The sequence below is a fragment of the Anoxybacillus sp. FSL W8-0104 genome, assembly GCF_038004465.1.
GTDB lineage: Bacteria > Bacillota > Bacilli > Bacillales > Anoxybacillaceae > Anoxybacillus > Anoxybacillus flavithermus_G.
On the sequence record NZ_JBBOQU010000001.1, the window covers coordinates 2,225,604 to 2,246,839 of the forward strand.

General features: G+C 41.8%; 28 protein-coding genes. 9 read left to right on the forward strand and 19 right to left on the reverse strand.

The features are described from left to right. Nucleotides 1-35 precede the first annotated feature (35 nt). The 4 genes from NST18_RS11660 to hemE all read right to left on the reverse strand — a co-directional run bounded on the left by NST18_RS11660 (nt 36) and on the right by hemE (nt 4,125). A complete protein-coding gene (locus tag NST18_RS11660) occupies nt 36-608 on the reverse strand; it encodes a TetR/AcrR family transcriptional regulator (protein WP_004892104.1) in 573 nt (190 codons plus the stop codon). Between the two features lie 97 nt (nt 609-705). Beyond that, a complete protein-coding gene (gene hemY, locus NST18_RS11665; protein WP_004892107.1) occupies nt 706-2,124 on the reverse strand; it encodes a protoporphyrinogen oxidase in 1,419 nt (472 codons plus the stop codon). Beyond that, nucleotides 2,121-3,068, reverse strand: a complete 948-nt coding sequence (hemH, locus tag NST18_RS11670; protein WP_004892110.1) for a ferrochelatase — start codon at nt 3,066-3,068, stop codon at nt 2,121-2,123. Before hemH ends, hemY begins: the two co-directional genes overlap by 4 nt. A gap of 7 nt (nt 3,069-3,075) precedes the next feature. Beyond that, nucleotides 3,076-4,125, reverse strand: coding sequence for a uroporphyrinogen decarboxylase (gene hemE, locus NST18_RS11675; RefSeq protein WP_004892111.1), 1,050 nt, complete (start codon nt 4,123-4,125; stop codon nt 3,076-3,078). Nucleotides 4,126-4,297: 172 nt separating this feature from the next. Here hemE and NST18_RS11680 point away from each other — a divergent pair, with 172 nt between their 5' ends. Then, nucleotides 4,298-4,804 (forward strand): antibiotic biosynthesis monooxygenase family protein, encoded by a 507-nt coding sequence (locus NST18_RS11680; RefSeq protein ID WP_080601167.1) that lies wholly within the window; start codon nt 4,298-4,300, stop codon nt 4,802-4,804. Nucleotides 4,805-4,817: 13 nt separating this feature from the next. Here NST18_RS11680 and NST18_RS11685 read toward each other — a convergent pair whose 3' ends face one another. After that, nucleotides 4,818-4,946, reverse strand: coding sequence for a rhodanese-like domain-containing protein (locus NST18_RS11685; RefSeq protein ID WP_128356769.1), 129 nt, complete (start codon nt 4,944-4,946; stop codon nt 4,818-4,820). Between the two features lie 96 nt (nt 4,947-5,042). On the opposite strand from NST18_RS11685, the gene NST18_RS11690 reads away from it, so the two are divergent. Beyond that, the gene (locus NST18_RS11690) at nt 5,043-6,218 is read left to right on the forward strand and encodes a M20 family metallopeptidase (RefSeq protein ID WP_004892114.1); all 1,176 of its coding nucleotides are present in this window, start codon (nt 5,043-5,045) and stop codon (nt 6,216-6,218) included. Between the two features lie 10 nt (nt 6,219-6,228). Here the strand turns inward: NST18_RS11690 and NST18_RS11695 are convergent, their stop codons facing one another. Together NST18_RS11695 and NST18_RS11700 are read right to left on the reverse strand one after the other, a co-directional pair. Then, complete coding sequence (locus tag NST18_RS11695; RefSeq protein ID WP_004892116.1) at nt 6,229-7,410, reverse strand: ABC transporter permease; 1,182 nt, start codon at nt 7,408-7,410, stop codon at nt 6,229-6,231. Next, a complete protein-coding gene (locus tag NST18_RS11700; protein ID WP_192948501.1) occupies nt 7,403-8,149 on the reverse strand; it encodes an ABC transporter ATP-binding protein in 747 nt (248 codons plus the stop codon). The genes NST18_RS11695 and NST18_RS11700 overlap by 8 nt, the downstream gene beginning before the upstream one ends. A gap of 402 nt (nt 8,150-8,551) precedes the next feature. Here NST18_RS11700 and NST18_RS11705 point away from each other — a divergent pair, with 402 nt between their 5' ends. Further along, on the forward strand, nt 8,552-8,971 hold the full coding sequence (locus tag NST18_RS11705) for an HIT family protein (protein WP_004892121.1): 420 nt from the start codon (nt 8,552-8,554) through the stop codon (nt 8,969-8,971). Nucleotides 8,972-9,010: 39 nt separating this feature from the next. Here NST18_RS11705 and NST18_RS11710 read toward each other — a convergent pair whose 3' ends face one another. After that, nucleotides 9,011-9,844 (reverse strand): peptidylprolyl isomerase, encoded by an 834-nt coding sequence (locus NST18_RS11710; RefSeq protein WP_004892124.1) that lies wholly within the window; start codon nt 9,842-9,844, stop codon nt 9,011-9,013. A 164-nt stretch (nt 9,845-10,008) separates the two neighbouring features. Between NST18_RS11710 and NST18_RS11715 the strand changes: the two genes are divergently transcribed. Beyond that, nucleotides 10,009-10,101, forward strand: a complete 93-nt coding sequence (locus NST18_RS11715; protein ID WP_019417055.1) for a YjcZ family sporulation protein — start codon at nt 10,009-10,011, stop codon at nt 10,099-10,101. A gap of 34 nt (nt 10,102-10,135) precedes the next feature. Here NST18_RS11715 and NST18_RS11720 read toward each other — a convergent pair whose 3' ends face one another. Next, complete coding sequence (locus NST18_RS11720; RefSeq protein ID WP_004892125.1) at nt 10,136-10,315, reverse strand: hypothetical protein; 180 nt, start codon at nt 10,313-10,315, stop codon at nt 10,136-10,138. 137 nt (nt 10,316-10,452) lie between these two features. On the opposite strand from NST18_RS11720, the gene NST18_RS11725 reads away from it, so the two are divergent. Continuing rightward, nucleotides 10,453-10,794, forward strand: a complete 342-nt coding sequence (locus NST18_RS11725; RefSeq protein ID WP_004892128.1) for a YhaI family protein — start codon at nt 10,453-10,455, stop codon at nt 10,792-10,794. On the opposite strand, the gene NST18_RS11730 is transcribed toward NST18_RS11725, so the two are convergent. Further along, nucleotides 10,774-11,373: an HTH-type transcriptional regulator Hpr gene (locus NST18_RS11730; protein WP_192948531.1), complete on the reverse strand. Its 600-nt coding sequence runs from the start codon at nt 11,371-11,373 to the stop codon at nt 10,774-10,776. The two genes, NST18_RS11725 and NST18_RS11730, sit on opposite strands and share 21 nt — an antisense overlap. Nucleotides 11,374-11,508: 135 nt before the next feature. Here NST18_RS11730 and NST18_RS11735 point away from each other — a divergent pair, with 135 nt between their 5' ends. After that, nucleotides 11,509-11,691 carry a hypothetical protein gene (locus NST18_RS11735; protein WP_064214227.1) on the forward strand — a complete coding sequence of 61 codons (183 nt, stop codon included), beginning with the start codon at nt 11,509-11,511 and terminating at the stop codon, nt 11,689-11,691. A 46-nt stretch (nt 11,692-11,737) separates the two neighbouring features. Here the strand turns inward: NST18_RS11735 and NST18_RS11740 are convergent, their stop codons facing one another. From NST18_RS11740 to NST18_RS11750, 3 genes are all read right to left on the reverse strand, one after another. After that, nucleotides 11,738-12,259, reverse strand: a complete 522-nt coding sequence (locus tag NST18_RS11740) for a tryptophan transporter (RefSeq protein ID WP_004892132.1) — start codon at nt 12,257-12,259, stop codon at nt 11,738-11,740. Nucleotides 12,260-12,357: 98 nt separating this feature from the next. Beyond that, on the reverse strand, nt 12,358-13,434 hold the full coding sequence (gene serC / locus NST18_RS11745; RefSeq protein WP_004892134.1) for a 3-phosphoserine/phosphohydroxythreonine transaminase: 1,077 nt from the start codon (nt 13,432-13,434) through the stop codon (nt 12,358-12,360). A gap of 103 nt (nt 13,435-13,537) precedes the next feature. Then, complete coding sequence (locus NST18_RS11750) at nt 13,538-13,705, reverse strand: sporulation YhaL family protein (protein ID WP_004892137.1); 168 nt, start codon at nt 13,703-13,705, stop codon at nt 13,538-13,540. A gap of 120 nt (nt 13,706-13,825) precedes the next feature. Between NST18_RS11750 and NST18_RS11755 the strand changes: the two genes are divergently transcribed. Next, nucleotides 13,826-14,011, forward strand: coding sequence for a YhzD family protein (locus NST18_RS11755; protein ID WP_035018868.1), 186 nt, complete (start codon nt 13,826-13,828; stop codon nt 14,009-14,011). A gap of 19 nt (nt 14,012-14,030) precedes the next feature. On the opposite strand, the gene NST18_RS11760 is transcribed toward NST18_RS11755, so the two are convergent. From NST18_RS11760 to NST18_RS11780, 5 genes are all read right to left on the reverse strand, one after another. After that, nucleotides 14,031-15,530, reverse strand: coding sequence for a coproporphyrinogen III oxidase (locus tag NST18_RS11760; protein ID WP_080601168.1), 1,500 nt, complete (start codon nt 15,528-15,530; stop codon nt 14,031-14,033). Between the two features lie 69 nt (nt 15,531-15,599). Continuing rightward, nucleotides 15,600-16,460 carry a Cof-type HAD-IIB family hydrolase gene (locus tag NST18_RS11765; protein WP_004892147.1) on the reverse strand — a complete coding sequence of 287 codons (861 nt, stop codon included), beginning with the start codon at nt 16,458-16,460 and terminating at the stop codon, nt 15,600-15,602. Nucleotides 16,461-16,531: 71 nt separating this feature from the next. Then, on the reverse strand, nt 16,532-16,876 hold the full coding sequence (locus NST18_RS11770; RefSeq protein WP_004892149.1) for a YlbF family regulator: 345 nt from the start codon (nt 16,874-16,876) through the stop codon (nt 16,532-16,534). A gap of 62 nt (nt 16,877-16,938) precedes the next feature. Next, nucleotides 16,939-18,021: a DUF445 domain-containing protein gene (locus tag NST18_RS11775; RefSeq protein WP_241738711.1), complete on the reverse strand. Its 1,083-nt coding sequence runs from the start codon at nt 18,019-18,021 to the stop codon at nt 16,939-16,941. Between the two features lie 67 nt (nt 18,022-18,088). Continuing rightward, complete coding sequence (locus tag NST18_RS11780; RefSeq protein ID WP_194947784.1) at nt 18,089-18,382, reverse strand: hypothetical protein; 294 nt, start codon at nt 18,380-18,382, stop codon at nt 18,089-18,091. Between the two features lie 97 nt (nt 18,383-18,479). Here NST18_RS11780 and NST18_RS11785 point away from each other — a divergent pair, with 97 nt between their 5' ends. Beyond that, complete coding sequence (locus NST18_RS11785) at nt 18,480-18,674, forward strand: hypothetical protein (protein ID WP_340721462.1); 195 nt, start codon at nt 18,480-18,482, stop codon at nt 18,672-18,674. Nucleotides 18,675-18,756: 82 nt separating this feature from the next. On the opposite strand, the gene NST18_RS11790 is transcribed toward NST18_RS11785, so the two are convergent. Further along, complete coding sequence (locus NST18_RS11790; RefSeq protein WP_340720650.1) at nt 18,757-20,088, reverse strand: IS4 family transposase; 1,332 nt, start codon at nt 20,086-20,088, stop codon at nt 18,757-18,759. 191 nt (nt 20,089-20,279) lie between these two features. Here NST18_RS11790 and NST18_RS11795 point away from each other — a divergent pair, with 191 nt between their 5' ends. Continuing rightward, nucleotides 20,280-21,161: a PucR family transcriptional regulator gene (locus NST18_RS11795; RefSeq protein ID WP_064214226.1), complete on the forward strand. Its 882-nt coding sequence runs from the start codon at nt 20,280-20,282 to the stop codon at nt 21,159-21,161. Nucleotides 21,162-21,236 lie beyond the last annotated feature (75 nt).

A 21,236-nucleotide genomic window follows, 5' to 3' on the forward strand; every position in this document is an offset into this window, starting at 1 on the left:
GTTCATTTAGTCATTTCGTGCAAAAAAGAGAAGGATCATCGTGGAAATAATCCTTTCAATAAATACAAATCAAACAGTTCAGCAATTTTTTGTTGTGGCAACGGTTCGTGTTCTTTTTCCCAATCGACGTTTAAAGCAATATACATTTTAAACATTAAAAATGCCGTTAATTCCGCATCGCACGAACGAATTTCACCTTTTGCCATCGCTTCTTCAATTTTTTCACGAACGTAAGCGATCATTTCGCGATCAAGTCGCTTCATCACATCACGTACAGCTGGTGTGCCGATATCGCGCACTTCTTGTAACAGCTTAATCGTCAATTCATGTTCTTTGCGAAACGTAAAAATGCGTTGCAAAGCACGTTGCACATTTTCATTAAACGATAAGCGATGATCAATCGCGGCATCTGCCTCACGCTTAATTTCAGAAATGATAGAAGAAACGATGTCTTCTAGCAGCTCTTCTTTGCTTTTGAAAAACGTGTAAATCGTCCCTTTTCCGACATTCGCCATTTTTGCCACTTGATCGATCGTTGTTGCCTTATAACCGAATAACGAAAATGACTTTGCTGCCGCTTCAATAATTTGTTTTCTTTTATCTGACATAGGCGTTCATCCTTTATTTTGACTAAATGAACATTTTGGTCATTTCGTTTTATATCGTAACACATATGATCTGTAGTTGCAAGAAAAAAGGTGCCTTTTATAGCGACACCTTTTCTTTCGTATAAGCTAAATAATGCAATACTTTTTTAACTGCCTCTTCCCCTTGATCGATGCAATCCGGGAGCCCAAGCCCTTCATACGAACTTCCTGCCAAAAAGATGCCTGGAAGATGTTGTTGCATATGTTGTTTCACCCGTTCCATCCGTTCACGATGACCGACCGTATATTGCGGCATCGATTGTTTCCAACGTGTCACAATCGAAAACATCGGATTCATCGTAATATTCATCACTTTATTTAAATCGTCCATCACGACTTGAACGATATCTTCGTCTGTTTGATCAACAATCGCCTCATCCCCAGGACGTCCGACATAACAACGCAACAAAACATAACCTTCTGGTGTCGTATGTGGCCATTTTTTATGCGTCCACGTACATGCGGTAATCGTATAATCGCTATCACGCGAAACAACAAATCCCGTTCCATTCATATCCTTCGCGACCGCTTCTTTCGGAAACGCTAATGCGACCGTTGCAACAGACGTCGATGGCATCGTTTTAAAAGAGGAAAACAATGTTTCATTTGGAAAGAGCGATGTTAATGATTGATGCGGAACAGCAATAACGACGCTATCCGCTTCTTTTTTCTCTCCGTTGCTTAACGTTAAAACGTATTTGTCATCGACCTTTTCGATATGCTCGACTCGCACCCCTTTATGCACCGTTCCTTTTTCTAACTTTTGCTCAATCGCATCGACAAGCGAAGCCAACCCCGTTTTTAACGTTTGAAAAATGCCTTTGTCGCTTTTTTGTTTCGTTTTTTGTTTCGGCATCGACCGCTTCATGCCGAGCACGAGACTTCCGTGTTTTTGCTCTAAGTGGAAATATTGAGGGAACGTTGCCATTAAGCTAAGCTGGTCAATATCGCCTGCATAAATGCCTGATAATAAAGGTTCAATGAGGCGATCCACCACTTCATTTCCGAGACGACGGCGGAAAAATTGCCCGAGCGATACGTCCCCCTTCGTTTTTAACGGTGGCAAAACAAAGTCAGCTGCAGCTCGCAACTTTCCAAATGGCGAAAACAGCCGCGTTACAACAAACGGTGCAAGCTTCGTCGGAATGCCCATCACCGCTCCGCCTGGAATTGGGTGAAGCGTTCGATTAACGAGAATGTACGATTGACCTGCCGTATTATGCACGAGCTCTTTCTCAAGCCCGACTTCGTGAATAAGGCGTGAGGCGCTCATTTTTCGTGCCAAAAAAGAATCCGGTCCGCGCTCAATGACAAAACCATCGCGATACACCGTTTGTACTTTTCCGCCAAGTCGATGACTCGCTTCAATTAATTCACACGAAATGGGCAGCTGTTTTTCGCGCGCTTCTTTTTGCAAGTAATACGCTGCCGCAAGTCCCGTCATCCCACCGCCAATAATGACGACTTTCTTTTTCATAATGACTCGCCTTCTTTACGTAAATGATTTAAAACAACAGTTGCAAGGGCGTCAATAAACTGTGGATGGGCGTTTGGCATCGGCGGGCGATAGTAACTGACGCCAAGTTCATCTGTTACTTGTTTACATTCAATGTCGTTATCGTACAACACTTCTAAATGATCGGACACAAATCCTGCTGGAACGTATACGAATGCCTCGTACCCTTTTTCTTCATATAGTTGTCGCGTTAAATCTTGCACATCAGGACCTAGCCAAGGCTCTGGCGTATTGCCTGCACTTTGCCAACCAATGACGTATTCCGAAACACTTGCTTCTTTCGCAATGAAATCGGCTGTTTCTTGTAGTTGTTTTGGATACGGATCTCCCATTGCGATAATTTTTTCAGGCAAGCTGTGGGCGGAAACGATCAACACCGCTTTTTCCCGCTCTCGTTCAGACATCGAAGCATACGTTTCTTTTACCCGTTCTGCCCAATATTGAATAAATTTCGGTTCAGTATACCAACTTTCCACACACGTCAACTTCGGTCCACCTAAACGGGCCGCCTCTTCTTTTGCTCGTCCGTTATATGATTTGACACTAAATGTCGAAAAATGCGGCGCTAATACGATCGAAACCGCTTCTTTTATCCCATCTTCATGCATTTGCTGAACGGCATCTTCAACGAACGGCTCAATATGCTTTAATCCTAAATACATGCGAAATTCAATCTCATCTTGTACTTCATTAAGTCGCTCGGCAAGTTTTTCCGCCTGTTGTTTTGTAATAGCTGCAAGCGGTGAGATGCCCCCGATCGCTTCGTAACGCTCGCGAAGATCGGCTAGCATCTCTTCTGACGGTTTGCGACCATGACGAATGTGCGTGTAATATCGCTCTAAATCTTCCTCTTTATACGGCGTGCCATACGCCATGACAAGCAATCCCATTACTTTTTTTGACATCGTTTATTCATCCTTTTCTTTTTGCTGAATAATCGTGGATAAACGCTGTAAGTCGTTTTAACGTTTCTGGCTTGATTTGTGGGAAAATGCCGTGCCCTAGGTTAAATACGTACCCACCTTCATGCGCCATGCCTTCGTCTAAAATTTGTTTGACGCGCGCTTCGATAACTTCCCATGGGGCAAGCAATACGGCTGGATCTAAATTGCCTTGCAGTGCTTTTGTCAGTCCCATCTCGCGCGCTTCACGAATCGATAAGCGCCAATCTAAACCGACGACATCAAGCGGTAAGTCATGCCACTCTTTCGCTAAATGGCTTGCTCCGACACCGAACATAATAAGCGGAACGTTTTCGTCACGAAGCGCTGCAAAAATACGCTCCATCGTCGGTTTAATAAATTGACGATAATCAGAAACATTGACTGCACCAACCCAAGAATCAAAAATTTGAATAGCGCTTGCGCCGGCACGAATTTGCGCTTTCACGTAACGAATTGTCATATCCGCTAGCTTATCCATAAGGGCAAACCATGCTTTCGGTTCCGCATACATAAACGCTTTCGTTTTATTATAGTTTTTCGAAGGCCCACCTTCAATCATATAGCTTGCTAAAGTAAACGGTGCACCAGCAAAACCAATGAGCGGAACAGTCAGTTGCTCTTTCGTCAATAGACGAATCGTTTCAAGCACATACGGCACATCGCTCTCTGGATCAATTTCTCCAAGGCGCTCCACATCCGCAAGCGAACGAATCGGGTTGTCGATGACTGGTCCGATACCCGCTTTAATATCGACATCGACACCGATCGCTGGGAGCGGTGACATAATATCTTTATATAAAATGGCCGCATCGACGTTATATTGTTCAACAGGCAAACGCGTCACATAGGCGCATAGCTCTGGTTGGTGTGTAATTTCAAAAAGCGAATATTTTTCTTTCAACGCGCGGTATTCCGGTTGCGAACGCCCTGCTTGTCTCATATACCAAACAGGAACGTATTCCGTCGCTTCTCCGCGACAGGCACGTAAAAATGTATCGTTTTTAATCATCATGTCCATCCTTTCATGTTATGTAATCGCTTATATAACGAAACGGCTGATTTGTTTCCACTAACACAACTATACCGATTTTTTCACCGTCTGGGTAGTAATATTACGCAACGTTCATGAAATCGCCAAGAAGAAAAGAAAGTGGTAAAATATGAACAAGAAAAGGAAGGGGATGATATCGGTGTACGTATTTATGACAAATGGCACAATCGACTATTTGCAACGATTGCGTAGCCAATATGCAAATGAGCGTATGTTGCTTGTATACGATGAAGACAATGGTATGCTTATTCACGAAACAGAAGGAACAAGCGTCTTTCACGAGCCGCGTCCATACGAAGTACTTGATGCGGTTGGCCCATTAGGTGGATCATTTGTTGTTTGCAATAATATTCCTGTTACTGATGAAGGAAGACCGTTATTTGAACATCGTTTTCAACAACGGGCGCGCTTAATTGAAAAAGAGCCTGGATTTGTCGCCATTCGCGTGTTACGTCCGTTAAAAAGCGATACATACGTCATTATGACGATGTGGGAAAATGAAAGTGCCTTTCGTCGTTGGCAACAGTCTAAAGCTTACGAAAAAGCGCATGAAAAACGTGGCACAGAAAAAGCAATCGATCAACAACGGTCCATTTTTCCGCGTCCATCCTATGTGACAACATATGCAGTTGTAAAAGAAGGCTGACACATCGTCAGCCTTATCCATTCCAAGCGTTCATGCCGCCGCGCACGTTCACGACGCGCTCAAATCCATTTTTCGCTAATATTTTTGCCGCAACAAAATAAATAAGCAAAATGATGAGAACGACATTAATCCATGTACCCATATATGCTCCTCCTAAATACGTATATGGGTATATTAACCCGTTTTCGATCATTTGTCAACGATGGTATAATGGAAAAAAACAGAAGGAGCGGTTCACGTGAAAACATTACTATTTGCTAAGCTTCGTGAATATTACGACGAAATGGTTACGATTCGCCGTTATTTGCATCAACATCCCGAACTATCGTTTCAAGAGTATAAAACAGCCGCATATATTGCCAATTACTATAAACAACTTGGCATTCCTGTGCGAACAAATGTTGGAGGAAACGGGATCGTCGCAACTATTCATGGCCAACAAGGCGGAAAAACAGTAGCGCTTCGGGCGGATTTTGACGCCCTTCCGATTCAAGATGAAAAAGATGTACCATATAAATCAACCGTCCCAGGTGTCATGCACGCATGTGGACACGATGGGCATACGGCCACGCTTCTCGTTCTTGCCAAAGCGCTATATGAATTACGTGAACATTGGAGAGGTACGATTGTTTGCATCCATCAACATGCAGAAGAATACGCGCCAGGCGGGGCAAAGGCGATGATTGAAGACGGCTGTTTAGAAGGAGTAGATGCCATTTTCGGCACACATATATGGGCGACAGCGCCAACAGGTGTCATTCAATATCGGACAGGACCGATTATGGCAGCGGCAGACCGATTCCAAGTCGTCATCCGAGGTTCTGGCGGTCACGGAGCAGAGCCGCACAAAACAAAAGATGCAATCGTTACCGCCTCGCAACTCGTACTACATTTGCAGCAAATCGTTAGCCGTCGCGTCAATCCGCTTGAACCTGCTGTCGTCTCTATCGGCTCTTTCGTTTCCGACAACGCATTTAACGTCATCGCCGATCGCGCCACATTAATCGGAACAGTGCGAACATTTTCTGAGCAAGTACGTGACGATATTGAACAAGAAATTGAGCAAATTGTTAAAGGTACATGCATCGCCAACGGTTGTACGTATGAATACACGTACACCCGCGGTTATCCGCCTGTTGTGAACCATGAAGAAGAAACGAAATTTCTCGCCTCTATCGCCCATGAAATAGATGAAGTCACCGACGTCGTCGAAATTCCTCCGCATATGGGCGGAGAAGATTTCGCCTATTATTTACAACGTGTAAAAGGAACGTTTTTCTTTACAGGGGCAAAAGCCGAAACAACAACAATCGCTTATCCGCATCATCATCCGAAATTTGACTTTGATGAACGTGCGATGCTTATTGCAGCGAAAACACTCGGTCTTGCAGCCATTCAATATACGGAAAAGTAAAAGAAGCGGTTCAAGCCGCTCCTTTTTTTCCGACATAGAACATAACCACACCGTAGCATATGAAAACAATGAAAAACGTCGATAACATAGTGAAAACGCCATGAGCGATATATGCAACCATACCAAAAATAAACGCTTGATTCACCCCAATAGTCAATAACACACTCATAAACGATCGGTGCGCCTCAACAGACGAGATCGGATAAAGGGAGAGAAGCGGATGCCCGCGATGGTGCAAGCGAAGCGAAAGCAATTGTACCGCTGTTGCATACGAACATAAAAGAGCAAACCACTCCACACCGCGAGGCAATGTAAAAATAAAGACGCTACCGATCACAGTCAAGCGAACGAACAAACCGAAATAATCGCCCGCACGGAAAAATGTACGTACATACAAATACGTATACGGTCGCATATGCCAACGATCGAACAAACGGAAAAGGAAACGAAGTGACGTTCGTTTTTTCACCGTATGTTTCATGTGAGGAACATCAACAAACGCGTGGGCGAGCCGATAAAACGCTTGCATTCGTCGCCGTTCATCAGCAAGCAATTGCTCCCATTGAAGCCCATTTTTGCGTCCTTTTCGCTCCACGTATCGCGCAAGGATAACCATAAACAGCAAAGGGACAAACATCCACACATATTGTTGGAGAAATAAAAAATAAAAAAACGCTGCATTCGTTAAAAAGCGAACAAACGTATGAAAATGATCTCGCCCAATTCGTGCCTCCTCTTGCCATTGAACGAACATATTCCATCCTGTTAAAAACACAATCGTCAACAAGACGATAAACAACGGCTGCGATGAAAATTGAAAATGCAAAGGCAAAAGGACGACAAATACAATAAACGAAACGTACAAATGCAGAAAGAAGCTGTACACCGCAGCACGCCAAAAATACGGACGAAGCCGTCGCTCGATCGGAAGAAAAAATACCGCATCTGCTTCTTTAACAAACGTCCGCACTCCACCTTGCGTCACCGCAAAAGCGAGCAGAAGCGAAGCAACAACAGCATAAGGAAAAGACACCAGTTCATCAACTGCTCGCTTATAAAATACCGCACTTGCCCCGATTCCGATAAATAAGACAAGCAACAAATGATCGTTGAACATATAACGACCGTACCGTCTCACCTCGGCGAGATGAGCAATCATCCGCTTTTTCCATAACTGCTGTCCATCAATCATCGTTCGTCTCTTCCTTCGTTAATTCGATATATATATCATCAAGCGTAGCATGAGGCATATGTAACTGCTCTTGAAGCATTGGCAATGATCCGCTTGCTTTCACTTGCCCATCATGTAAAATGATAAACGAATCACAATACCGCTCGGCTGTCGCTAAAATGTGCGTCGACAACAGCACACCCGCTCCCTCCTTTTTTCTTTCCTCAATAAGCTGAAGTAGCGCTTGAATGGCGAGCGGATCTAATCCAACAAATGGTTCATCAATAATATAAAGCGGTACATCGACTAAAAAAGCGCACATAATCATTACTTTTTGTTTCATTCCTTTTGAAAAAAATGCAGGAAACGAACTTAACTTTTTCTCAAGCCGAAACGCCTTCAACAACTGTGGCACGCGCTGTTCGTATGCTCGATCCGTCACACCATACGCCATGGCGGTGAGACGTAAATGTTCTTCAAGCGTCAATTCTTCGTATAGCGCAGGCATTTCCGGAATGTATGTAAATTGTGTGCGATATGCTTGTGGATCATCTTGAAACGTCATACCGTTTATTGTAATTGTTCCTTTACGCGGTTGCATCAATCCGATAATATGTTTAATTGTCGTACTTTTTCCTGCTCCATTTAACCCGATCAGCGCGACAACTTCCCCTTTTTGCACGGTAAACGATACGTCATCTAAAATATCTTTGTTCGTATAGCCCCCGAATATATGCTGAACTTGTAATAGTGCCATCATCGCTTTCCTTTCTTCCGTCATTATTTTTTATTTTAACAAATGAATAATAAAAAGAAAAACGGGTTATGATAAGTAGCGAAGAGGGACAAACAAGTAGCAAGTCGCAGTGAGCAACAAAGCAAGTTCAAGAACATGATGAAATGAGGTGTCTACGGGCCGCACATTAGCTAGCCTGTAACAACGAAAGCACTCCCTTGAAAAGGGGATGGTCATCTTGAACAATGTCGCACTCACAAACGCGTAACTGATTCTACTCGTAAATGAGGTGTTCCCAAAAGACACGTAATCATAAAGATCCCTCTTCAATGGGCAGGATGCGATACGCATCCTGCTCTTTCCGTTTTTCGAAACGACGATCGTGTGGTAAAATAAAGACAAAATGGAAAGAAAGGTGGCATCAACATGAGCGACTGTATTTTTTGTAAAATTATAAACGGCGACATTCCTTGTGCAAAAGTATTTGAAAATGAACATGTCATCGCCTTTTTAGACATTAGTCAAGTGACAAAGGGGCATACGCTCGTTGTACCGAAAATACATAAAGAAAACATTTACGAGCTAACACCTGAACTTGCGCAACGTGTATTTGAAGTTGTTCCTACAATCGCCAACGCGATTCGTGAACAGTTTTCCCCAGAAGGCATCAATATTTTAAACAACAACGGAGAAATTGCAGGCCAAACCGTTTTCCATTATCATATGCATATCATTCCGCGGTACAGTAAAGGAGACGGATTTGGAGCTGTGTGGAAATCCAATCAAAGCAACTATACGTTTGATGAGTTACAACACATCGCTGCACAAATCAAACAAGCTTTATGAAAAGAAGGTGTCCCGCGCGGACACCTTCTTTCGTCATTATTACTCGCTTTTTAATGCGTCTTTTAACGATTTGTCTTTAATGTCGACATTTGCTTCTTTCATCAGCTCATCAAGCTTCGATTGTACTTTCGATGTATCGAGTTTGCTTTTTTTCACTTCGAATTCAATTTCTTCTTTCATTTCGTCAAATGACTTTTTCTCTTCTTTATCCGTTACTTTAATGATATGGTAGCCAAATTGTGTTTTCACTGGATCACTAATTTCACCGACTTTTAACGCATACGCTGCCTTTTCAAACTCTTCCACCATTTTTCCAGGACCAAACCAGCCTAAATCGCCGCCATTTTGTGCTGAACCTGTATCTTTTGAATATTCTTTTGCTAATTTCGCAAAGTCTTCACCTTTTTCTAACTTTGCTTTAATTTCTTTTGCTGTTTTTTCATCGTCGACTAAAATGTGGCTTGCTTTCACTTTCGGCTTATATTCATTGTAGTATTTTTTCAATTCTTCATCGGTTACTTTCATGTCTTCCATCGCTGCTTTCTGGCGCAACAAATCAAGCTTTACCATATCGCGAATCGCTTCTTCGCCATTTTGCTGCACCGCTAAATCATATTGCGTACCGTACATTTCTTTTAAATTTTCGATCTCGTTATTTAGCTCTTCATCCGTTACTTTAAACTTTTTACTTAACACTTTCTCATGTACGAGATCGCGTAACACGTCTTTGCCGTAACGTTCTTTCATTTCGTTGTACAATTCTTCCTTTGTAATGTTGCCTTCCTTCGTTTCAACAACAACTTCTGATCCGTTATTGCAAGCCGAAAGCGCAAGCATCGCTGCCGTCGACATGGCAACTGTCCATTTTTTCATGTTCTCACAACTCCTATCTTTAAATATACACAAAACATACTATACCATATTTTTTCCGAAAGCTAAAATAAAGCAAGCTGCGCCCATACCTTTTTGCTCCTTTTGACATACAATACATTGTCAAAGCGTCGCAACGCCTTCATATACGAAAGGAGGTGTCGTCTATGGGTGCAGGAGCAGGTTATGCAAACGGGTTTGCGTTAATCGTTGTGTTGTTTATTTTATTAATTATCGTTGGTGCCGCTTGGTTATACTAAATGAAAGAAGCTGACAGGGACACTGTCAGCTTCTTTACGCAAACAACACTTCGACGTAGGAAGAAATAAGTAAAATGGTAATAAGGACATTAATGGTACGAAATACTTTTGGCTGTTTCTCTTCTGGAATTTCTTTTTGAATACAAAGCGTATTTGTTAGCTGATTAATGATAAAAAGAATAACTGTCGCAAGGGGTATAAAATAAAGCGCCAAACGAGTCCCCTCCTGTTTTTATGTATTTACTCCCCTACTTTACAACGATTTTTTCGATAAATCAATAATGGACATTTCATTTATGCAACAATTCCTGTAAAATAATACACATAAGTACGCTAAAGGAGTTTCGAAAGATGAGCATTGAACAACGTATTGAAAAGCTGGAGTATTACTGTTCGCTCATGTTAGACATGATCGCACCGGAAAAAAAGCCGTTTTACGCGCTCGTCATCCGTTATGGCTTAACAAAAGAAGAAGTGGAAAGCATATTGCGCCTGTGCGAACAACTAAGCGAGCAATATAAACAACAAAAAGAGGAAGGTTTCGTCATCTTCACCTCGCTTTTTACACAGTTTGCGAATGCGCTTCATCCGAACCTTCCCCTTGCTGAGACGATTGATGCGTTAAAACAACAACAGCTATTCGTTCCGCTTATGACAGAGTTTCAACGTTTATTACATACGCTCAACGAATGAAGCTACTTCTTTTTGCTGCTCATCTTTCTTTTTTAACTTCCCGCTTTCTTCAACAAACTCTTGCTCGATGTTTTGAAAAGAACGTTCGAAAATTTCCATAAAATCGTCCCCGTACACATTTCGGATCATACACATCACTTCTAACATTTCTGGAAATTTACCATACAATTCATATAAAGGTTGAATGCCTTGGAGCACAGACGTCCGTTTTGGATCGTACGACTCCATTAATTTTAATAAAACTTCTTCTCCTTTTTCCGTCAGTTCAATGTACGTATTTCGTTTATCGTCTTCTTTTTTCGAAAACGACAACAAGCCACGTTCCTCTAATTTTTTTGAAAAGTTAAATGCCGTCGATACGTGCATGACACCAAACTTGGCGATTTCAGAAATGGAAGCCCCTTTCAAATGGTAGGCAATCCACAAAATATGATGCTCGTTAATGTTTAAATCAAACGGTTTAATCCATTGTTGCCAATCTTTTTCGATTGATTTCCATAACGCTTTACTTAACTGGGCAACCCTTTGACTAAATAACATCGCCTCTTTAACAGAATAATGTCGTCCCGTGCTTTTCATCTCTCCACCCACTTTTTCGTATTTCCTTCTTTTTATCTTTTATTATGCCAGTAAAACAATAAATAATAAAGTGTTAAATATTAAAATTTTTTAATAAATTGAAATATATAACTTTTCAAATTAGGAGGAACAAACATGATCATCGCGATGGCGACGATTGGGTTCATTTTTTTATATTTGACGATTGCCACGTTTTCTATGTTGAATAGAGCACGCATGTATCCCCCAAAAAAAGTGTTAAAGCAACGCATAAGCGTGTTCGGAAGTCTTGCTATTTTTTTTATCGCTGTCACTCTTTTGCTCATGCGTATACAGTAAGAACGATATAAGGAAAACCCGACCAGAAACGATCGGGTTCTTTTTATTATTGTTGCGGAACTGTATATGTTCGTCTCATGAGCGACTGTACGATCGGATAAATGACGATCATTGCAATCGTATTGACAAACGCTGTCGGAATGACAACAGCGATAAACAGCCCGCCAAACGTTGCTCCTCCCGGCAACCCAACAATGATTAGCGCAACAGCTAAAAACGTCGCACCGGAAATGAACGTGCCCACAGCCGTAAGCAATGCCGCCTTTATTGGCGTCGCTTTCGCCTTTAGTAACGTAAACAAGCCGAAAAAGATCGCAGCCGTCACAACTTTATCAACGATGTTCGGGATAAACCCTCCTGGGAAACTCGTTGTCACTCCAGAAATAATGCCTGTGGCAATAGCTAATAAACTAACGGCTGTTTTGTTCGGAAAAAGCATAATGCCTAAAAACATCATCGTCAACATCATATCTGGCTTCATCCCGAAGAAAAACCCCGGAATAACCGTATGCAACACTGCGCCAATGCCTACAAAAAGCGACAACAATACTAACGTTCTCGTATTCATTTCTCATCTCTCCTCATCTCATTCTTTTCTCTTCTCAGCTTGTAAACAAGTTTAATAACATTATAGCACTTTAAAGTGCCAAGGTAAAATAAAAATTTTCAAAAAATATTTTTTCGGAACGTTTCCATAAACTGTACAAGTACTTCACACGCTTCCATATCTACTGCGTTATAAATAGATGCCCGGCATCCACCGACAGATCGATGACCAGCTAATCCAATCAATCCTTTTTCTTTCGCTTCCGCTAAAAACTTCTTTGTAAGCTCCTCATTCGGCAACGTAAACGTTACGTTCATATGCGAGCGGCTTTCTTTTTTTGCATGCCCTTTGTAAAAACCTTCACTTTCATCAATACAACGGTACAATATCGCAGCTTTTTCCGCATTTTTCTTTTCAATCGCTTGAACACCACCTTGTTCCTCTACCCATTCAAGAACGAGCGATAACATATAAATCGCAAACGTTGGTGGCGTGTTATATAACGAACGGCTTTCGCTATATGTGCGATAGTTTAACATTGTCGGCAAATGATCGTCTCCTTTTGCGAGCAAATCTTTCCGAATGATGACAACCGTCACGCCTGAAGGGCCTAAATTTTTCTGCGCCCCCGCATAAATAAGAGCAAAACGGCTTACATCAATATTGCGGCTTAAAATATCGCTCGACATATCTGCAATTAAATCGACAGCTACATTAGGAAATTCACGCCATTGTGTCCCTGCAATCGTGTTGTTTGATGTAATGTGCAAATACGCAGCGCGTTCAGACAATTCGATATTCGTCGGAATATATGTATATTGTTCTTCTTTCGACGAAGCTGCCACGTGCGTTGCCCCTACTTTTTTCGCTTCTTTCATCGCTTTATCCGACCATGAGTCTGTTAACACATAGTTACCGACTTCCCCTTCTTTTAACAAGTTCATCGGCACCATCGAAAATTGCAAACTAGCTCCTCCTTGTAAAAAAAGCACATCATGCGTATCAGGAATGTTCATCAGTTTGCGCAACAACGTTTCTGCGCGCTCATGCACCGCATCATATTCTTTGCTTCGATGGCTTAACTCCATAATAGACATACCTGTTTGTTGAAAGTTGAGCAATTCTTTTTGCGCTCGCTCTAACACAGCAAGCGGCAAAGCAGATGGTCCTGCGTTAAAATTGTACGCTCGCTTCACGACTTTCTCCCCCTCATATATGTAATAATATATATCCTAACATGAAACATAAAAAAATGAAGAAAAATTTTTGTGAATTTTTTAAAAAAATAAAAGACCTTGTTTATTCCAAGGCCTTCTGACGTTGCTCGCGCGCTTGCCGAATGCGCTCCATATACACTTCTCCTTCTTTTTCTAACAGCTTTTCATCTATTTTCCTTTCTTCTCTTGCTGTGCGAATCGCCATATATCCGCTAATGATAATGCCTGCAAGAAGCAATGTAATAAGCATGTGCATCCTCCTTTAAGCTTGTCTTACTTTACACATATGCAAACAACTAGAAAAATAGACGTATAAAGAAGGAAATAAGCGTGAATGAGCGAATACATGCAAAGGAAAGGGGTGGGGAAGATGAAGACATATACGCTTACTGTCTTTGAAAAAACAGGAGAAAAACTGCTTGATGAAACATTTACTGCCGCAAATGATGAAGAAGCAAAACGAATCGGCGAGCAAAAATTAAAAGAAAAACAATTTGAACATAAAACGCATCGCTGTACAACATCGAGCGGCAAATTGATTTTATTTCATCGATAAAGCCCCGATCATCTCGGGGCTAAAATAATTGTGCCATCATTTTTAATTTTTCGTTTGTGTAATGTTCGTAATTTTCATTATACGCTTTCGGCTCTTTCGGATTGGCAAAATGCGTAATCGCTTTTGTTTTTGGATGCACGAATTTGCTTGACGCTCCACATCCCAGCCCGATGATCGACTGTTGCTCTTCCATAATCATAATGTTATAAATGCTTTCTTGACCCGGTAAAGCGTAACCGACGTTTTCTAAATTGCCGAGAATATTTTTTTGGCGATATAAATAATACGGCACATACCCTTTTTCTTTCGTCCATCGTTCCGCACGTTTCATCATTTCATTAATTTCATCACGATCCGCTACTTTATACTTTTCCTTATTTTTCGTCATTTCCGACGCACGCTTAAACGACAACGTATGCACCGTCAACGACTCCGGCATGAGCTTTTCCGTTTGCTCAAGCGTATAACAAAACTGTTCAACACCTTCTCCTGGCAAGCCGATAATTAAATCCATATTAATATTGTTCATCCCTGCCTCGCGGGCAAGATGAAATTTCTCAATCGTCTCTTCCACCGTATGATGACGCCCAATTGCTCGCAACGTTTCTTGAATATATGATTGCGGATTAATGCTAATGCGGTCGATGTTCCATTTTTTTAACACCGCAAGCTTCTCCGGTGTAATTGTATCTGGTCTTCCAGCTTCAACTGTAATTTCACGTACGCGTTCAACGTTTGGAAACACACGATACATGTGCGCATATAGTGCATCCATTTCCTCTGCCGTAATGCTTGTTGGCGTGCCGCCACCGTAATAAATAGTCGTAATCGGAATGTTGCGCTCTTTTAAAAATTTCCCGATTTGTTCCATTTCGTAATGCAATCCGAATAAAAAGGAATCAACAGATCCTTGTTTTCCTTGAATCGCGTAGGCTGGGAATGTACAATACGCGCATTTCGTCGGACAAAACGGAATGCCAATATAAATGCTTACTTCGTTCGATAAATCGTAAAGATCTGGAACAACTGTCAACTGACGATCAACAATTTGTTGCATAAGCTGAATTTTTTCATCCGTCACTAAATAATCTTCGCGCAACTCGCGATGTGCTTCTTCTCTCGTTAAGCCAGAGCGCAATTTTTGATGCAATAATTTCACTGGACGAACACCTGTTAAAATACCCCATTGTTGCACAAAGTCTGTATATTGCTGCATAAGAGATAAATATATATAGGAAACCGCATGTTTCACTTGTTTCATGCGTCCTTTTTCTTCTTCTGTCTTCCACGATCGTGCGTGATAAGCCTCATACGTGCGACCGTGTTCATGTTGCAACGTACCACTAACAACAAGGCGGTCTCCTTGTTGTATATCCATCGTCACACGTACTTCCGCTTCTTCTGTCGCCATAAAAGAGAGCGTTGCCTCTTCAAAAAATAAACCGGTAATGACCTCAAGGGAACGTTGAAAACGATCCACCGGCTCAAGTCCGCAAATATGAATACGCAATGAAATCACCTTTCGCTTCGAAGTATTAAACTCATTTAAGTGTACAGAAGAAGCGAAAAGCTCGTCAAGAAACGGAAATTATTTTTTCTCGATTGTGCGAATTTGACGTAAAAACTGAGGACGATGTTGTTTCCGAAAATGTTCTTTAATCATATATGCGACACCAAGTTGGTCGTTTGAACGCGTCACCCAGTCAGCAACAGCTTTGACTTCTTTTGAAGCATTTCCCATCGCAACGCCAAGACCGGCCGCTTCAATGGCTGGCATATCGTCCAAATGGTCACCGATGACGACCATTTCTTTTAACGAAATGCCGAGCTCGTTTCCAAGCCGAATTAACCCATTTAGTTTTGAAACGTTTGTTGGCAACAATTCAATTTTTCCATCGCTCACGCTGAGAGAAACGTCTGGAAATGCATGTGTGATCGTTTCAACAATTTCATCACATTCATCTTCTTTCGAGTAAAACACATCGATTTTCATTACATCAATCGGATCGTCGCGCAACACGTCACTTAACGAGTCAACAAATTGTGCCGGATAAAAAAATGGATCTCCTAAAATTGTCTTCGCAATCATGTTGTTTTTTATTTTTTTTCGATTTCCGATCGAATACCGTTCGTGAAGCAAGCGTACGTTGCAATTGAAATGCTCAAGCACGTGTACAATATCGAACGTTTTTTGCGCTGGAATGACAGAGGCGTGTAGCCTTTCTTCTAACGACTTTGCAACAAGCGCCCCTCGAAACGTCACTAAATACGAATCTAGCTTCAACGCCTTCGCTACTTTTTTCGCTGATAAAAAGTTTCTTGACGTCATCAAAGTCACATACACATCTTTTTTCTTCACAAAATCGATCGCTTCTTTCGTTTTTTTCTCCAACTTGCCATTCGATTTTAATAATGTTCCGTCAATATTTAGCGCAAGTAATTTATACATGAACGTCCCCCCTCGATGTCTTGGCTTCATTCATACGTATGACAAGGGGGGAAAAAAAAGAACACCCATTTTTATGAGTGTCCGTCATATAGTTCGTCAATTGGCTGAATCATCGCATTCATCGCTTTGGCAAACAACTCGTTTAAACGTTCTTCGGCATGAATGAGCCGCGCAATGTTTTCATTCATTTCAATAATATGTAAATGTTGTTGCAACAATTCGACATCTGCATCGCTGACCGGGAATCCGCTCATTTGTTTTTGTTGGAGCTGTTTTTGTAGCGCACGAAATTTCGTGAATAACTGATGCGCTGTCGGATCGCGCTGCACTTGCTCGTAGGCGCGGCGAAGCTCGGCAAATGGCTCACTTGTACGAATCGCTATTGAAAGCTCGTGAATGGCTTGAAGGACGTCCATGCGGCACACTCCTCTCATTTTCCTTTTCTTTTTACCCTATGATCGAAGCGGCCGCTGTATGTCTACATTTGAACGAAAAACGTGATACAACCTTGAATGAGCCCGATGATCCCACCTAGCAAAGCCCCTAAATACGTAATCATTTTAAATTCACGGCGCGAAATTGTTAAAATCATTTCTTCTAGCCGTTCAACAGAAAACGATGCGACTTCTTCACGAACGATATCTTGCAAATGAAGCTGTTTCATCCATCGTTCGATGCGTTCGGAAGCAAATTGTAAAAGGAAGCGAACGAGCGTCGGTAATGAATGCCGCACATAAGGTGCAACGAGTGCACCAAGCGGTTTTTGGAGCGGCTCTTGTACAATGAATGCGGTGAGACGTTTCACCCATACGACGATTTTTTCTTGATCGATTATTTGCTCCACCTCATGTATACGCATCTCCTTCACTTTTTCCCATTCGTTTATGAATAGTTGCACAAGCAGCTGTTTTGCTCCTTCACTTTGTAAAAATTTCACGATTTCCGGGCGAATTTTTTCCGCCAAACTAACGTTGCCAAGAAACATTTGAAGCATATTGCCAAACATGCCTCGGCTTTGTAAAAATTCATTGATCATATGCTCAATTTGACGTTCTCCTTGCTCACTCTCAACATACGTGCGCAAACGGAGCAATAAGCGATCGACAATCGAAGGAATAGCATGATCTATTTTTTGTAATACCTCAATTGGAATGATTTCATGAAGCGAACGTTGACGATATTGCGACATGAACGTTTTATATTTCGTTTCTATCCATGTTTCTGCCGTTTGTTTCGGATCTGGCATCCCGAATTGCTTCAGCCATTGTTCAACAGTTCGATCTGATTGTAGCCATTTTTCTACTTCTTCTTGCACGTAGTTCGTCATATCTTGAACGAACGATGGGTCGTTTAATTTTCGACGCAACCCTTCCGCTGTTAATAAATGTTCCACAACCATACGTCCAAGTTGTTCCGCTAATTCCTCTCTCCGTTTCGGAATAAGTCCAGGTGTGAATGGTAGTCTTTTTCCTGCAATATATATCGGACGATACGGTCGAAAAAGCATTTTAATCGCAAGGGAATTTGTCATTCCCCCAATAAATGCTCCAACCACGATCATAAATAATAAATAAAGAAAAAGCCCCATAACGATCTCCCTTCTGCCAATAAGCTATTCTAACCATTCATTATAGGGCTTGTCCGCTATGAGCGCAAATGTGCGATAACTGCTTATGCAACTGTTTCAAACATTTACATAACAACAACCGGAATACTTCTCGTTCTGTCGCATGTTCTGATGCACACCATGCTTCTTTATATATGTTCATTTTCTCAAATTGTTGTCGCCAATCATCTTTTTTCTCTTTCTTTTCTCTATCCCATTCTTTTCCGATGTGCAGTACATATAAATAACGAATAAGCGCTTCTTCCTCTTCATCTAAATCGTAATTCGTCAATGCATGTAAAAGCTGAACAATCATCATTTTCACCTCTCGTTATGAATATATGTGCGCACAACGTGAATGATGTATACTTTTTTTCCGTTCATACAAAATAATGAATAAGGGGGCATGTATGATGAAAGAACGCGATAATTATGAATGGGACATCGATCGTATGATCAATGAAGGCATGGCGGGAGGCTATGTATATTCATGCCATCGCGCCACGAATATTGAAGAAGCGCGTGATGTACAAACGGAACAACCACCATACCCGTCAAGTTTAGTGTTAAGGGTCGTTGTGTCCATACGCAATGTTTGTGATCATTAGCTGAAGAAAAAGAATACCACATGTTTTAGGCATGCCAAATAACCCTCTTGGAGAGGGTTATTTGGCGTTTTTATGAATCTAATCAATAAATACCCAATTTAACCAAGAGATCCGATGCCGTTTCTTTTCCTTTCCTTCGATCCTTTCTTCCATGTTTTCTCAATAGAAGGAGGGGAGAAGAAAGGCTGATTTCTTCCTTGGATAGGCGCAAAAGCAGTTGTTGCCAATAGGATTGGAGAACATCTAGTGCTTTCCGTTCGCTGATTTGAATCCCTTCTGTTTGTTGCCAATACGTTCGAGCTTGAAACAGAAAGGTTTGAGTCACCAAAATGGCAATCAACGTCCCATATACATGGCATTCGAACCGTTCTTTCTTCATCTTCTTCACTTTCTCCAAATCAAAAACGGACTTCCACGCTTTAAACAGCAGTTCAATTTGCCACCGCAAAGAATAAAGCCCATAAACCTGTTGCCCATCAAACGACTCTTGTGGTAAATTAGTCAGTAAGATGTGGTATTTCTTTTGTTCGAGGGTTTGGCGTGTCAGCGCCTTCCCTTTTCTTTTTTCCCTTTTTCGCACATACGCCATCCGTTTTTGCCATTCTTCTTCCGTCAAACGTCGAAAAATCAAGCGTGGGATATACAAACGCTCATGCCCGATGTATACATGTTCCATTTCTACTGATTCCCCTTCCTTTAATTGATTCCCAAGAGATTCCCAATCCCATTCCTTCCACTGGCTATTCTCTTTGATATACACTTTCATATCGGAACGGAGCCGAGTAATATAATACGCTCCTCGGGCGTCGATCTCGGTTAGTGCGGCAACGGAGAAAAAGCCCAAATCCCGAATACATAGGTCATTCGGCAAAATCGTGTGCTGGGCATGATAGGCAAAACGGGCGTCCGAGTCATTGGCCGATTGAACGCATAGTTGAAGACAGGCACCAGACAACAAGTCATATTCAAACTGAATTTTCGCTCCTGATGAGACGGAACCTCGGTAGTCCTCCCCGTAGTCGGCAGGAACCAAAAAACTGGTCGAATCCAAAATCCGCAAGCGAGTAAAACACGTCCGGTAGGTTTGGATGGTGGACCAAAGCAATGGGCGTTGTCGTTGGAGGAGAAGGAAAAACACTTCTCGCAAAAACGCCACGGCTCGCTCGGTAAAGCGCTGATTCAATCCTTCGCTGGACAGGGAACAGTCATGGCGGAGCGTGAGAGACGTACATAACCGTTGGAGTGATTGTTGTGCCAGTGAGCCATCTCCCCATGCACAAAGAGTCAAAAATGCTTCTGCCGTTAATGCTCGTTTTCGTTGGATAAATCCTGTTTCTTGAGCAAGATGAGTCAATGTCTCAGGCGAGAAAAGTTGGCGGATGGTTTTCATCCATGCTTGCATTTGATTTTCCATAGAAAAAATCCTTTCTAACGAAGAGTATTCGCTAGAAAGGATACCATGTTTTTAACGGTGTACAAAGGCCCAAATGCTTAACTTGATGGCTATGCGGAACAACCACCACATGAAGTAAAATGAGGCGGCGAGCATTTTCTCGCCGCTTTTTGTATAATAGTCGTGAGGAGAGACGAAAGGAATGGACATACATGTTAGAAAAATTACGAGCATATTATCGAGATGCGCTTGTTGAATATGGACAAGTGAATGAACGACATGCGTACGAGTGGTTTTCTACAGAACATGGTGAGCTTTTCGGTATCAAAAAAGAAATGCTCACGCAAAAAGAACGTGCACTATTAGCCACATTGTTTACACCGTATGAAGCCGTAACTGCTCAGATGAACAAACAACAACAAGCATGGTATCGTTTTTTAATTCATGGTGCGGAACATGCTTTTGAACAATTACCTCCCTCGACACATACACGATTTATTTACTTTTACATACAAAAAGGAACAGTTGACACACGTGATTTTACGGAAGCGATCCAGTCGCTTTTCCCTTACGATGTGACGATTATTTCAGAAACAGAACAACAATGGATCGTGATTGAACAAAAAGAAGAAAGCGTTGCCTCTACCCTTCACGAATGGATCGACACGCTATGCAGTGATTTTTACATTCAATTGCGAGCATATATTGGACAAAAATGCCTCCATTCCGTTGAACTTGCTCGTATATTCGCAGCGGAAAAACGATATTTTCACGTCGGGCTGAAACACAATCCCGCTCAACGTGTTTACTGTATTGAAGACATCTTTCCTCTTCTGCTTATTAGCGGTGAGGAGATGACATATGCGACGATGTTTTTACAGGCGGTAAAACGAGAGCACGACATGTTGAAAACAATAAAGACGTTTTTTGAATGCAATTTAAACGTTTCGCTCGCAGCGAAAAAACTTCATATGCACCGCAATAGTTTGCAATATCGTATCGATAAGTTTATCGAAAAAACAAGTATTGATATCAAACAGTTTAAAGGGGCACTGACTGTATATTTAGCGATTTTGCTTCACGAACACCATTAGGCACATTGCCCGAAAACGTTTTCTTTTTTTGTGCACGTTGTCCATTTACGCTTCGTTCGTTTTTCTATATGCTTA

What these genes read in the sequence shown, in the direction of transcription:
- NST18_RS11660 (WP_004892104.1), bottom strand. Translation starts at nt 608, where the DNA reads ATGTCAGATAAAAGAAAACAAATTATTGAAGCGGCAGCAAAGTCATTT.
- hemY (WP_004892107.1), bottom strand. Translation starts at nt 2,124, where the DNA reads ATGAAAAAGAAAGTCGTCATTATTGGCGGTGGGATGACGGGACTTGCG.
- hemH (WP_004892110.1), bottom strand. Translation starts at nt 3,068, where the DNA reads ATGTCAAAAAAAGTAATGGGATTGCTTGTCATGGCGTATGGCACGCCG.
- hemE (WP_004892111.1), bottom strand. Translation starts at nt 4,125, where the DNA reads ATGGACATGATGATTAAAAACGATACATTTTTACGTGCCTGTCGCGGA.
- NST18_RS11685 (WP_128356769.1), bottom strand. Translation starts at nt 4,946, where the DNA reads ATGGGTACATGGATTAATGTCGTTCTCATCATTTTGCTTATTTATTTT.
- NST18_RS11695 (WP_004892116.1), bottom strand. Translation starts at nt 7,410, where the DNA reads ATGATTGATGGACAGCAGTTATGGAAAAAGCGGATGATTGCTCATCTC.
- NST18_RS11700 (WP_192948501.1), bottom strand. Translation starts at nt 8,149, where the DNA reads ATGATGGCACTATTACAAGTTCAGCATATATTCGGGGGCTATACGAAC.
- NST18_RS11705 (WP_004892121.1), top strand. Translation starts at nt 8,552, where the DNA reads ATGAGCGACTGTATTTTTTGTAAAATTATAAACGGCGACATTCCTTGT.
- NST18_RS11710 (WP_004892124.1), bottom strand. Translation starts at nt 9,844, where the DNA reads ATGAAAAAATGGACAGTTGCCATGTCGACGGCAGCGATGCTTGCGCTT.
- NST18_RS11715 (WP_019417055.1), top strand. Translation starts at nt 10,009, where the DNA reads ATGGGTGCAGGAGCAGGTTATGCAAACGGGTTTGCGTTAATCGTTGTG.
- NST18_RS11725 (WP_004892128.1), top strand. Translation starts at nt 10,453, where the DNA reads ATGAGCATTGAACAACGTATTGAAAAGCTGGAGTATTACTGTTCGCTC.
- NST18_RS11730 (WP_192948531.1), bottom strand. Translation starts at nt 11,373, where the DNA reads ATGAAAAGCACGGGACGACATTATTCTGTTAAAGAGGCGATGTTATTT.
- NST18_RS11735 (WP_064214227.1), top strand. Translation starts at nt 11,509, where the DNA reads ATGATCATCGCGATGGCGACGATTGGGTTCATTTTTTTATATTTGACG.
- NST18_RS11740 (WP_004892132.1), bottom strand. Translation starts at nt 12,259, where the DNA reads ATGAATACGAGAACGTTAGTATTGTTGTCGCTTTTTGTAGGCATTGGC.
- NST18_RS11750 (WP_004892137.1), bottom strand. Translation starts at nt 13,705, where the DNA reads ATGCTTATTACATTGCTTCTTGCAGGCATTATCATTAGCGGATATATG.
- NST18_RS11755 (WP_035018868.1), top strand. Translation starts at nt 13,826, where the DNA reads ATGAAGACATATACGCTTACTGTCTTTGAAAAAACAGGAGAAAAACTG.
- NST18_RS11765 (WP_004892147.1), bottom strand. Translation starts at nt 16,460, where the DNA reads ATGTATAAATTACTTGCGCTAAATATTGACGGAACATTATTAAAATCG.
- NST18_RS11770 (WP_004892149.1), bottom strand. Translation starts at nt 16,876, where the DNA reads ATGGACGTCCTTCAAGCCATTCACGAGCTTTCAATAGCGATTCGTACA.
- NST18_RS11775 (WP_241738711.1), bottom strand. Translation starts at nt 18,021, where the DNA reads ATGATCGTGGTTGGAGCATTTATTGGGGGAATGACAAATTCCCTTGCG.
- NST18_RS11780 (WP_194947784.1), bottom strand. Translation starts at nt 18,382, where the DNA reads ATGATTGTTCAGCTTTTACATGCATTGACGAATTACGATTTAGATGAA.
- NST18_RS11785 (WP_340721462.1), top strand. Translation starts at nt 18,480, where the DNA reads ATGAAAGAACGCGATAATTATGAATGGGACATCGATCGTATGATCAAT.
- NST18_RS11790 (WP_340720650.1), bottom strand. Translation starts at nt 20,088, where the DNA reads ATGGAAAATCAAATGCAAGCATGGATGAAAACCATCCGCCAACTTTTC.
- NST18_RS11795 (WP_064214226.1), top strand. Translation starts at nt 20,280, where the DNA reads ATGTTAGAAAAATTACGAGCATATTATCGAGATGCGCTTGTTGAATAT.